We start from the raw sequence: 12,126 nt of genomic DNA, 5'->3' as shown, positions 1-12,126 counted from the left end.
TTCACGAGAGGGCAGGCACAAAGATGGTCGCCGTATCGGATCGACTCGACTTCGCTCTCGGTAAGAAGGTGTCGGAGCCGCTGGCCGAGCAGTTCGGTATCCACACTGTCGAGGATCTGCTGCGGTACTACCCGCACCGCTATATGACGCAGGGCGCGGAGCTGACCGAGAAGGAACCTGCCGAGGGTGAGCACATCACGATCGTGGCGACCATCACGTCCGCCACGGTGAAGGACATGAAGTCGAGGAAGGGGCAGTACCTCGCACTTTCGCTGGCGGCGGAGGGACAGCAGATCGAGGCGACGTTCTTCAGCCCGCACAAGCTCAAGCGCGTACTCACCCCCGGCAAACGCGGAATGTTCTCGGGCAAGGTCAAGTACTTCGGCCGTCGCTGGAACCTCACCCACCCCGGTTACGTGATTCTCGGCGGGGACGAGGACGACGGCGCGATCGTGCCGTCCGGTCGAATTGTCGGTGGCGGCGCACTGGCAGGTGTCGCCCGGGGCTCCGTCGACGCGACCGGCAGTGTCGACATGTCGGTGTTCGACCGCGCTTATGTTCCGCTGTATCCGGCGTCGAAGGACGTGGAGAGCTGGACCTTCATGCGTGGGGTCCGTCAAGTGCTGGACCAGCTCGACGCCATCACCGATCCGGTGCCGGCCGACGTTCTCGCCGAGCGCGGACTGATCTCACTCGACAACGCATTGCATTGGATCCACTTTCCGGAATCGATCGAACAGAAGGAGCAGGCGCGCGCTCGGCTCAAGTTCGACGAGGCGCTCGCCGTTCAACTGGTGCTCGCATCGCGCCGGCGGGACGTCTCGACGCGGAGCGCACCGTCGTGCCCTCCGCGTCCGGACGGGATCGCCGCCGAATTCGAACGACGTCTACCCTTCACACTCACTGCCGGACAGATGGTGGTGGCCGAGGAAATCTCGGCCGATCTCACTCGCGGGCATCCGATGTCGCGGCTACTGCAGGGTGAGGTCGGCTCCGGCAAGACCATCGTCGCCCTACGTGCCATGCTGCAGGTCATCGATGCAGGCCACCAGTGCGCTCTGCTCGCCCCGACCGAGGTTCTGGCCGCGCAGCATGCACGCTCCATTTCGGCGATGCTGGGAACACTTGCCGGCGCCGGTGAGCTCGGCGCCGACGACCTGGCCACGAAGGTCACACTGTTGACCGGGTCGATGGGTACCGCAGCGAAGAGGGCAGCGCTGCTCGATGCGGTCACCGGCGACGCCGGCATCGTGATCGGCACGCACGCACTCATCCAGGACCGCGTCGAATTCTTCGATCTCGGCATGGTTGTCGTCGACGAACAGCATCGATTCGGCGTCGAGCAACGAGATGCGCTGCGATCGAAAGCGCGAGACGGAACGAGTCCGCACCTCCTCGTCATGACTGCGACGCCGATTCCACGCACCATCGCGATGGCTTCTCTGGGCGATCTCGAAACCTCGACGCTCACCGAATTGCCGCGCGGGCGTGCCCCCATCATCAGCAAGGTGGTGTCGGCGCGGGACAAGCCCGGCTGGGTCGACCGCGCCTGGGCGCGCATCCGCGAGGAGGTTGCCGCAGGTCGGCAGGCCTACGTCGTGTGTTCCCGGATAGGCGGGGACGATGACGAGGAGACGAAGAAACCGCGTACCCGCACCGCGGCCCACGACGACGAGAAGAACCTGCCCGAAACCAAGGCGGCGCTCGAGATGTTCGAGATGCTCAGCGCAGGTCCGCTCGCAGATGTACGGGTCGGACTCCTCCATGGGCGAATGCATCCGGACGAGAAGGACGCGTCGATGCAGGACTTCAATGCCGGCGCCATCGACGTCCTGGTGTGCACGACGGTGGTCGAGGTGGGCGTCGACGTTCCCAACGCCACGGTCATGGTCATCATCGATGCCGATCGGTTCGGCATCAGCCAGCTACATCAGCTCCGCGGTCGCATCGGGCGAGGTGGGCACCAGGGACTGTGCATCATGATCAGTCAGCTCAGTTCCAATGGACCCTCGTTTGCGCGGCTGGAAGCGGTCGCCGCGACCAACGACGGCTTCGAGTTGGCCAAGCTCGATCTCAGAACCCGGCGAGAGGGCGACGTCCTCGGGGCGGCGCAGTCCGGAACGGTGAGCAGTATGCGTTTGCTCTCGCTCATCGACGACGAACCGATCATCGCCGATGCCCACCTGTGTGCTCGTCGACTGTTCGAGATCGATCCCGAAATGTCGAGCCACCCAGGAATCGCGACGATGATGAAATCGGCGTGGCGTTCGGACCGAGCCGAGTATCTGGAGAAGTCCTGACCTACGAGGCCGTAACAACTAAACCGTTTCAGAACGAGAATTCGGTCGTTGAGTCCCACATTTCGGGACAGGGACCGCAACGAGCACCCCGTTCGGCGGTAGGTTTGGCAAATGTTTTCCAAAGTGTTGGTTGCCAATCGCGGTGAGATCGCCATCCGCGCGTTCCGCGCCTCATACGAGTTGGGCGCCGCTACCGTGGCCGTCTTTCCGTTCGAGGACCGCAACTCTGTCCATCGGACCAAGGCCGACGAGGCCTACGAGATCGGCGAGAAGGGTCACCCCGTGCGGGCATACCTTTCTGTCGCGGAGATCGTCGCTGCGGCGAAGCGGTCGGGGGCCGACGCGGTCTATCCCGGGTACGGCTTCCTGTCGGAGAATCCGGAGCTGGCGGCCGCGTGCGCCGAGGCCGGTGTCACGTTCGTCGGTCCGTCCGCCGATGTTCTGCAGCTGACAGGAAACAAAGCGCGCGCGATCGCGGCGGCCAAACGTGCCGGTCTGCCGGTGCTGGCGTCGTCGGAGCCGTCGAGCGATATCGAAGAACTGGTGGCCGCGTCCGAGTCGATGACGTTTCCGTTGTTCGTCAAAGCGGTTGCCGGTGGCGGCGGCCGCGGTATGCGCCGGGTCGCCGAACCCGCGCAACTGCGTGAGTCGATCGAAGCGGCTGCGCGTGAGGCCGAGTCCGCGTTCGGCGACTCGACGGTCTTCCTGGAGCAGGCCGTAATCGACCCGCGGCACATCGAGGTGCAGATCCTGGCCGATGGGCAGGGCAATGTGGTGCACCTGTTCGAGCGTGACTGCTCGGTCCAGCGTCGGCACCAGAAGGTGATCGAGCTCGCTCCGGCGCCGAATCTTCCGGAGGGCGTGCGGGAGAAGATCTGCGCCGACGCTGTCGCCTTCGCGAAGGAGATCGGCTACTCGTGCGCGGGTACCGTTGAGTTCCTCCTCGACACGCGAGGCAACCACGTCTTCATCGAGATGAATCCGCGCATCCAGGTCGAGCACACGGTTACCGAAGAGGTAACCGATGTCGACCTGGTTCAGTCGCAGCTGCGCATCGCCTCGGGCGAAACGTTGGCAGATCTGGGGTTGAGCCAGGACAACATCGTGCTTCGGGGTGCGGCGCTGCAGTGTCGCATCACCACCGAGGACCCAGCCAACGGATTCCGGCCCGACACCGGCCGGATCACCGCCTACCGAACCCCGGGCGGTGCGGGTGTTCGTCTCGACGGCGGCACGACGCTCGGTGCGGAGGTGGGTGCCTACTTCGACTCGATGCTGGTGAAGTTGACCTGCCGCGGACGTGATTTCGACACTGCTGTCGCGCGCGCACGCCGAGCCGTCGCCGAGTTCCGTATTCGGGGCGTGGCCACCAACATTCCGTTCCTGCAGGCGGTTCTCGTCGATCCGGACTTCACGCAGGGACGGGTGACGACGTCGTTCATCGAGGAACGCCCTGAGCTGCTGACTTCACGGAGCTCTGGCGACCGCGGCACCAAGATTCTGACCTACTTGGCCGATGTCACGGTGAACAAGCCGCACGGGGAACGCCCGTCCACGGTGTACCCGCAGGACAAGCTACCTCCCGTCGACTTCTCCGCGCCGATTCCCGACGGCAGTCGTCAACGTCTTCTCGCGCTCGGCCCGGAAGGGTTCGCCCGCGATCTCCGCAATCAGAAGGTCCTCGCGGTCACCGATACGACTTTCCGCGACGCGCATCAATCGTTGCTGGCCACCCGCGTTCGCACTTCCGGTCTACTGATGGTCGCACCCTACGTGGCACGGACGACGCCCGAGTTGCTGTCGATCGAGGCGTGGGGCGGCGCGACATACGATGTGGCACTGCGGTTCCTGCACGAGGATCCGTGGGAACGCCTTGCCGCGCTCCGTGAAGCCGTACCGAACATCGCGTTGCAGATGCTGCTCCGAGGCCGCAACACCGTCGGCTACACCCCCTACCCGGAGAAGGTCACCCGCAGTTTCGTCGCCGAGGCGACCGACACGGGTATCGACATATTTCGCATCTTCGACGCCCTCAACAATGTCGATCAGATGCGCCCCGCGATCGACGCGGTTCGGGAAACGGGTACTGCGATCGCCGAGGTCGCGATGAGCTACACCGGGGACCTGAGCAATCCGAACGAGAAGCTGTACACCCTCGACTACTACCTCGGGCTCGCCGAGCAGATCGTCGACGCGGGCGCACATGTGCTGGCGATCAAGGACATGGCTGGTCTGCTTCGCGCTCCGGCTGCGAAAACGCTGGTGACGGCACTGCGAAGTAACTTCGATCTCCCGGTGCACGTGCACACGCACGACACTCCGGGTGGTCAGTTGGCGACGTACCTTGCGGCGTGGGAGGCCGGCGCCGACGCCGTCGACGGTGCGAGCGCGCCGATGGCGGGCACGACGAGCCAGCCTGCGCTGTCGGCTATCGTCGCCGCCGCGGCGCACACCGAGCGGGACACCGGCCTCGATCTGCAGGCTGTCTGCGATCTCGAACCGTACTGGGAGGCGATGCGAAAGGTCTACGCGCCGTTCGAATCCGGTATCCCAGCTCCAACCGGCCGGGTTTACACGCACGAGATTCCCGGCGGGCAGCTGTCCAATCTGCGCCAACAGGCGATCGCGTTGGGTCTGGAGGACCAATTCGAGACCGTCGAGGCGAACTACGCTGCAGCAGACCGGATGCTGGGGCGCTTGGTGAAGGTGACTCCCTCGTCGAAGGTAGTCGGCGATCTGGCGCTCTCGCTGGTGGGTGCCGGAGCGTCCGCCGAGGAGTTCGCAGAGAACCCGGCCAAGTTCGACATCCCCGATTCGGTCATCGGCTTCCTGCGGGGCGAACTGGGCACTCCGGCGGGCGGATGGCCTGAGCCACTTCGCACCAGGGCCCTGGAGGGACGCGGCGAGGCCAAACCGGAAGCGGAGCTGTCCTCGGACGACGAGAAAGCGCTCGACGGAACATCGCCGCAACGTCGAGATGCGCTCAACCGCCTACTGTTTCCGGGACCCACCGCGGAACTGGCAGAACACCGGGAGAAGTACGGCGATACTTCCCGGCTCTCGGCCAATCAGTTCTTCTACGGTCTGCGCCAGGGCGACGAGCACCGAGTCAAGCTCGAGAAGGGGGTCGAGCTGCTGATCGGGTTGGAGGCGATCTCCGACGCCGACGAGCGCGGAATGCGTACGGTGATGTGCATTCTCAACGGCCAGCTCCGGCCGGTGTCGGTCCGAGATCGATCGATCGCCAATGAAGCACCGACAGTGGAGAAAGCCGATCGCACGAACCCCGGGCACCTGCCGGCACCGTTCGCCGGCGTCGTCACGCTGTCGGTGGCCGAAGGCGACAAGGTTGCGGCCGGAGACGTCGTTGCGACGATCGAGGCGATGAAGATGGAAGCTGCGATCACCGCACCCAAGGGTGGAACGATCTCGCGCCTCGCCATCGGCGCGGTCCAGCAGGTCGAGGGCGGTGACCTGCTCGTGGTGATCGGCGGCGAATCGACCGAGAACCAGTCCTGAGCGTCGATGAGTAAAATTGCGTAAATGACACGCATCGTCGCCGGTATCGCGGGAGGCCGAAAGCTGAAGGTTCCGCCTCGCGGCACACGTCCGACATCCGAACGTGTCCGCGAGGCGGTGTTCAGTGCGCTGCAGGCTCGGTTGGACCTGGACGGTACAGCAGTGCTCGACCTGTACGCGGGCTCGGGAGCGCTTGGTCTGGAGGCGCTTTCGCGGGGAGCGGCGTCGGTGCTGCTCGTCGAATCCGACGCGCGAGCGGCTGCGGTGGCGCGAGAGAACGTTGCGACGGTCGGTGTGCCCGGGGCGTCGGTGCGGTGCGCTCCGGTGGCATCGGTGTTGGCGGGCGCGGCGGAGACCGAGTACGACCTCGTACTCGCAGATCCGCCGTACGCGGTGACGGAGTTGGCGGTGCACCAGATGCTGACGGCATTGGTTTCGGGTGGCTGGCTGGCACCGGATGCGGTCGTTGTCCTGGAACGGTCGGCCCGATCGCCGGAAACGGTGTGGCCCGAAGGTCTGACGCCGGCAAAGGTCAAGAAATACGGCGAGACCCGAATCGAGATCGCCGAGCTCGTGTCGCAGAACACCGATATCTGACCGGGCCGAACGGACGGGTGCCGGTGATAGCGTGCAGCCATGACTGGAGCACTCTGTCCTGGATCCTTCGACCCCGTGACCAGAGGTCATCTCGACGTCATCAGCAGGGCGGCAGCGCAGTTCGACGAGATCATCGTCACGGTGATGATCAACAAGAGCAAGCGCGGGCTGTTCACCGTGGACGAGCGAATCGACATGCTGGGCGAGGCAACGTCCCATCTGCCCAACGTTCGCATCTCCTCGTGGCACGGTCTGCTCGTGGACTATGCGAAGCAGGTGGGCTTTACCGCGATCGTCAAAGGTTTGCGGGGGGCGAACGACTTCGACTACGAGTTGCAGATGGCTCAGATGAACCAGAAGCTCTCCGGCGTCGACACGCTCTTCGTACCGGCGAACCCGACGTACAGCTTCCTGTCGAGCTCGCTGGTGAAGGAGGTCGCGACGTTCGGAGGCGATGTCGAAGACATGGTTCCCGCATGCGTTCACGGGCGCCTGCTCGCGCGGATCGCAGAACGCAAGGCCGAGTAGTCGGCCCGGTGTGTCGCATGCAGCGACACACCGAGGTCCGCCGGTCACGCACGGACGCCGATCACCAGGCAAACTGGGTAAGCCAGCATTACTTCGTAGGTTCGACGATTGGGGTTACCGGTGTACCGCGTATTCGAGGCTCTCGACGAGCTCGTTGCCATTGTCGAGGAGGCGCGCGGTGTCCCGATGACAGCGGGCTGCGTCGTACCTCGTGGCGACGTACTGGAACTGCTGGACGACGTCCGAGATTCGATCCCGGGCGAGCTGGACGACGCACAGGATGTGCTCGACCACAGGGACAAACTGGTCGGTGACGCCAGGGCGACTGCCGACAAGACCGTCACCTCCGCGAATGCCGAGGCGCAGGACACCGTAGAGAATGCGCGCGACTCCGCCGACCGAATCCTGGCCGATGCGAAGGCGCAAGCCGACCGCATGGTGGCGGAGGCGAAGGCGCACGCCGATCAGCTCGTCGACGACGCAACCGATTCCGCCGAACGAGCGGTGGAAGCGGGTCGGCTGGAGTACGAGGCATTGACCACGAGAGCTCGGAGCGAAGCCGATCGTATGGTCGAAGCCGGACAAACGTCCTACGACCGGTCGATTGCAGATGGTGTCGAGGAGCAGGCCAGGCTGGTCGCGCAGACCGAGGTGGTTCAGGCTGCCCGCGCGGAGTCTGCCCGGGTCATCGACGCCGCGCACGCGGAATCGGATCGCATGCGAGGTGAGTGCGACGTCTACGTCGACACCAAGCTCGCGGAGTTCGAGGAGTTTCTGTCGGGCACGATTCGATCTGTGGGGCGTGGGCGTCAGCAGCTCAGAACCGGTTCGGGCGTGCCCGACTACGGATCCGAATCGGGCGAGGACACGGGTCGCTTCCGTCGATAGCCGCCGACAGGGATTTGCTCACATATGCGCGGATGCGTATCGTTGAGTGGTTGACCTTGGCAAGAACCTTCAGGGTTCGACCATGATCGCATTTCGTCATCGAGCAGAAAGAACAGTTGTGTCTACCCGTCGCAGTACCCCCCGTCCCGAGTCGGAAACGGGTTTCGTTCTGTACATCGACACCCTGGGCCGTCGGCCCGGTTCGATGAAGCAGGTCCAGCGGACGGTGGCGGCACCTTCGCGTATAGGTCTCGACGCGATCGGAATCGAAACCGGCTCGCCCGTGGAACTCGATCTTCGACTCGAAGCGGTTTCGGAGGGTGTGCTGGTGACCGGCAGCGTGCAGGCCGCCACGTCGGGGGAGTGCACGCGGTGTCTCGAGCCGGTGAGCGGAGCGGTGGATGTGTATCTCACCGAGCTGTTCGCCTACCCCGCGAGCGTCACGGAAGAGACCACCGACGAGGACGAGATTCACCGTATCGTCGACGATTGCATCGACCTCGAACCAGTCCTCGTGGACGCCGTCGGACTGGAGCTCCCGCTCCACCCTCTGTGCCGTGAAGACTGCGAGGGATTGTGCCCCGAATGTGGCGTTCGCCTGGCGATTGCCGAATCCGGCCATGGTCATGACATACTGGATCCTCGCTGGGCTGGTCTTGCAGCCAAATTTGGCGTGGAATCAGAACCGAGCAACAAACTTGTGAACAACGAAGCCGAGGAGAAGTAGAAGTGGCTGTCCCGAAGCGCAAAATGTCGCGTTCCAACACGAGGTCGCGGCGTGCACAGTGGAAAACCACTGCGCCCACTCTCGTAACGTGCCCCAACCGTGGCTGCGGCGAGAAGACGCTGCCCCACATTGCGTGCCCCTCGTGCGGCACCTACAAGGGCCGTCAGGTCACTGCTGCAGTCTGATCTTCCGATCAGTTCCGGTAGCGGACACACAGTGACGAACAAGAGCACTCCTGCTTCCAAATACAGCAGTGCAAAAAACAGCAGTGCAGCCGACAGCGGCGGGGACGACAGAACGTCGCTCCTCGCCGCTCTTGGCGTTGAGCTGGAGGATCCGCTCCTCACCCTGGCGCTGACGCATCGCTCCTACGCGTACGAGCGGGGCGGACTTCCCACCAACGAGCGTCTGGAATTTCTGGGCGATTCTGTTCTCGGGCTCACCATCACCGAACGCCTCTACGTAGTACACCCGACCAAGTCGGAGGGCGAGCTCGCGAAGATCCGCGCAAGTGTGGTCAACATGCACGCCCTGGCCGAAGTGGCGCGCGGACTCGGTGAGGGCGGGCTCGGTAGGCATCTGCTCCTGGGTAAGGGCGAGGAGCAGACCGGGGGACGCGACAAGCCGAGCATCCTGGCCGACGGTATGGAGTCGCTGCTGGGCGCGATCCATCTGCAGCACGGGATCGATACCGCTCGCCGCGTCGTGCTCGCCTTGTTCGACGATCTGCTGGACCGCGCTCCGCGTCTGGGGGCGGGCTTGGACTGGAAGACGAGCCTGCAAGAACTGACGGCAGTGAAGTCGCTCGGCGTGCCCGCTTACGAGATCTCGTCCACCGGGCCGGACCACGACAAGGAGTTCACCGCGACCGTGGTGGTCAGCGGACGTGCTCTGGGCGTGGGGATCGGTCGGTCGAAGAAGGAAGCCGAGCAAAAGGCCGCGAGTACCGCCTGGAATGCGCTCTCGCCTACCGGCAGCGTGGATGCCTGAGCTTCCCGAAGTCGAGGTGGTTCGCCGGGGTCTCGAGTCGCACATCGTCGGAACCACGATCGAGTCCGTCGAGGTGCTTCATCCTCGGGCCGTGCGGCGACACATCGCCGGTGGCAAAGACCTCGAAGGGCAGCTACGTGGTTGCACCATCGCGGCGGCCCAGCGGCGCGGAAAATATCTGTGGCTCCCGCTCGAATCTCGTGACCGTGCCATCGTGGTCCATCTTGGGATGAGCGGTCAGATGCTGGTGCAGCCGCCGACCGTGCCGGACGAGAAGCATCTACGCATCCGTGCGCGGTTGGACAACGGCGCGGACCTGCGTTTCGTCGATCAGCGGACGTTCGGGGGGTGGGCCCTAGCGCCGTTGCTCACCGTCGACGGTGAGTCGGTGCCGGAGCCCGTAGCCCACATCGCACGCGATCCAGTCGACCCGCTGTTCGACGCCGAGACGGTGGTGAACGTGCTGCGCGCCAAGCACACCGAGATCAAGCGAGCTCTACTCGATCAGACGGTGTTGTCAGGGGTCGGCAACATCTACGCCGACGAAGCTCTCTGGCGCGCGAAGATTCACGGCAATCGCATCGCTGAGACGCTCTCGAGGCCGGCACTTCGTCGGCTGTTGACGGCAGTGCATGCCGTCATGGGCGAGGCCCTGGCGCAGGGTGGCACGTCGTTCGACGCGCTGTACGTCAACGTCAACGGAGAATCCGGCTACTTCGACCGGTCGCTCGACGCCTACGGGCAGGAGGGCCTGCCGTGTTCGCGTTGCGGCAGCCCCATCCGGCGGGAGAAATTCATGAACCGGTCCTCGTACAGCTGCCCCAGGTGCCAACCTCGACCTCGAATATCCCGATCCTGACCCATTGCCCGAACACGCGAGTCTCTAGAATCCGATCATGACCGACGAGAGCACCCCGACTGACCAGAGCCCTTCGACGAAGCTCTGGGTGGAACGCACCGGAACCCGCCGCTACATCGGCAAGAGTTCACGCGGAGCCGAAGTACTCATCGGATCCGAGTCGGTCGACGGCGTCTTCACTCCCGGGGAATTGCTCAAGATCGCGCTCGCGGCCTGCACAGGGATGAGCTCGGACCTTCCGCTCTCGCGTCGGCTCGGGGACAACTACGACGCCACCATCGAGGTCTCCGGAGCGGCGGATCGTGAGAACGAGCTCTACCCTGCACTCGCCGAGGTGCTGAGAATCGATTTGAGCGAGCTCGATGCGGACGCGCAACAACGGCTTCTCACTGTCGTCGAACGCGCAGTCGACAAGGTGTGCACCGTGGGGCGCACCTTGAAAGCGGGAACCAAGGTCGGCCTCGACATTGCCGTGGACGGCTGAGGTGAGGGTCTGGTCGGTCCTCGCGACCGTCGTGACTGCAGCAGTGACCCCGGGGCTACTCGTGGGTGTGCCGAGTGCGTCGGCGACGCCGAGTTGTGCCCCATGGAGTGTGACCACCGTCGCGTCGGGATTCGGGATGCTCGAGAACATCGCGTTCGATGACAGTGGATCGATGTATCTCTCGCAGACCTCGCCTCTCGGACCGGGCGCTATCGCGCGGATGACGCCCGACACCGCACGAACAGTCGCGGTTGCGGACGTGTCCTCGCCGGGCGGCATCGTCGTCGACGGTGACACGATGTACTTCACAACGGGAAACGGCACTGCTGCAGGGCTTTTCGGCACTCCTGATGGAACCGTCGACGCTCTCGATCTCGTGTCCGGTGTTCGGTCCACCTACTCGCGCGGCTTGGTGATGCCCAACGGTCTTGCGCGGGCAGCGAGCGGTGAACTATTTGCGACTCGAAACCTCGGTAGCGCAACGGGTCTCACGTCGGTGGGTGCCGAGGCCCCACATGAGCCATCGGTGATACGCAACGATCTCGGAACTGCGAACGGCATCGCGATCGACGGCGAAACCTTGTACGTCGCCAATACTTTCGAGCCCGAACTCGAGATATCGGTGCTCGATGTGAGTGACCTCGACGGCCCCGCTCGCAGGATTCCGGTGGACGGATTCGGTCCTGTCACCGCCTCGGATGACATGACTGTCGGAGCGGACGGCCAGATCTACCTCTCGCAGAACCTGGCGGGCCGCGTACTGCGCATCGATCCCGAATCCGCTTCCTGGTGCGTGATCGGCACCGGGATGCCCTTGACCACCTCCGTCGCATTCGGCGGATTCGGATGGGATCGCGAGTCGCTGTACGCCACCAGCTTCGACGGCACCGTGCGGAAGTTGAGCCCGCCATGACAGACGAGCGTTTGACGGCCTGGGTCCACGGGCAGGTGCAGGGTGTCGGCTTTCGATGGTGGACACGTTCTCGCGCATTGGAACTCGGCCTTCTAGGATCGGCCACCAATCACCCCGACGGGCGTGTGCTGGTAGTCGCCGAAGGCGCCAGGGACCGGCTCGAAAAGCTGTTGGAATTGTTGCGCGGAGGAACCACGCCGGGTTCGGTGACGCTCGTCGTCGAGAGCTGGGATCGTCCACGCGGCGGACTCTCCGGATTCGTCGAGCGTTGAAGCGAGTGTGCGCGCAGTACGCGGCCGTACACCCGGTACTCTGAACGGC

The 12,126-nt window shown here is 64.3% G+C and carries 12 protein-coding genes; all 12 read left to right on the top strand.

The features are described from left to right. Positions 1–23: 23 nt before the first annotated feature. The 12 genes from recG to J1M86_RS18000 all read left to right on the top strand — a co-directional run bounded on the left by recG (position 24) and on the right by J1M86_RS18000 (position 12,077). A complete protein-coding gene (recG, locus tag J1M86_RS18055) occupies positions 24–2,300 on the top strand; it encodes an ATP-dependent DNA helicase RecG (RefSeq protein WP_206510856.1) in 2,277 nt (758 codons plus the stop codon). Between the two features lie 111 nt (positions 2,301–2,411). Further along, positions 2,412–5,819 (top strand): pyruvate carboxylase, encoded by a 3,408-nt coding sequence (locus tag J1M86_RS18050; protein WP_206510855.1) that lies wholly within the window; start codon positions 2,412–2,414, stop codon positions 5,817–5,819. Between the two features lie 24 nt (positions 5,820–5,843). Further along, complete coding sequence (gene rsmD / locus J1M86_RS18045; RefSeq protein WP_075840138.1) at positions 5,844–6,416, top strand: 16S rRNA (guanine(966)-N(2))-methyltransferase RsmD; 573 nt, start codon at positions 5,844–5,846, stop codon at positions 6,414–6,416. Positions 6,417–6,455: 39 nt separating this feature from the next. Then, positions 6,456–6,944 (top strand): pantetheine-phosphate adenylyltransferase, encoded by a 489-nt coding sequence (gene coaD / locus J1M86_RS18040; RefSeq protein WP_206510854.1) that lies wholly within the window; start codon positions 6,456–6,458, stop codon positions 6,942–6,944. Between the two features lie 120 nt (positions 6,945–7,064). Next, positions 7,065–7,832 (top strand): DivIVA domain-containing protein, encoded by a 768-nt coding sequence (locus J1M86_RS18035; RefSeq protein ID WP_206511112.1) that lies wholly within the window; start codon positions 7,065–7,067, stop codon positions 7,830–7,832. Between the two features lie 118 nt (positions 7,833–7,950). Beyond that, complete coding sequence (locus J1M86_RS18030; protein ID WP_230554977.1) at positions 7,951–8,559, top strand: DUF177 domain-containing protein; 609 nt, start codon at positions 7,951–7,953, stop codon at positions 8,557–8,559. A 2-nt stretch (positions 8,560–8,561) separates the two neighbouring features. Beyond that, positions 8,562–8,744 carry a 50S ribosomal protein L32 gene (rpmF, locus tag J1M86_RS18025; RefSeq protein WP_075840136.1) on the top strand — a complete coding sequence of 61 codons (183 nt, stop codon included), beginning with the start codon at positions 8,562–8,564 and terminating at the stop codon, positions 8,742–8,744. A 31-nt stretch (positions 8,745–8,775) separates the two neighbouring features. Next, positions 8,776–9,549: a ribonuclease III gene (gene rnc, locus J1M86_RS18020; RefSeq protein WP_075840135.1), complete on the top strand. Its 774-nt coding sequence runs from the start codon at positions 8,776–8,778 to the stop codon at positions 9,547–9,549. Beyond that, positions 9,542–10,408, top strand: coding sequence for a bifunctional DNA-formamidopyrimidine glycosylase/DNA-(apurinic or apyrimidinic site) lyase (gene mutM / locus J1M86_RS18015; protein WP_075840134.1), 867 nt, complete (start codon positions 9,542–9,544; stop codon positions 10,406–10,408). Before rnc ends, mutM begins: the two co-directional genes overlap by 8 nt. 37 nt (positions 10,409–10,445) lie before the next feature. Beyond that, the gene (locus J1M86_RS18010) at positions 10,446–10,892 is read left to right on the top strand and encodes an OsmC family protein (protein WP_075840133.1); all 447 of its coding nucleotides are present in this window, start codon (positions 10,446–10,448) and stop codon (positions 10,890–10,892) included. A 1-nt stretch (position 10,893) separates the two neighbouring features. Next, the gene (locus J1M86_RS18005) at positions 10,894–11,805 is read left to right on the top strand and encodes an SMP-30/gluconolactonase/LRE family protein (protein WP_307786672.1); all 912 of its coding nucleotides are present in this window, start codon (positions 10,894–10,896) and stop codon (positions 11,803–11,805) included. Next, positions 11,802–12,077, top strand: a complete 276-nt coding sequence (locus J1M86_RS18000) for an acylphosphatase (RefSeq protein ID WP_075840131.1) — start codon at positions 11,802–11,804, stop codon at positions 12,075–12,077. The genes J1M86_RS18005 and J1M86_RS18000 overlap by 4 nt, the downstream gene beginning before the upstream one ends. Positions 12,078–12,126 lie beyond the last annotated feature (49 nt).

It is taken from the genome of Rhodococcus sp. KRD197 (assembly GCF_017168235.1).
GTDB lineage: Bacteria > Actinomycetota > Actinomycetes > Mycobacteriales > Mycobacteriaceae > Rhodococcoides.
The sequence above is the reverse complement of the archived record's forward strand: the minus strand, read 5'-3'. Positions and strand labels throughout refer to the sequence as shown.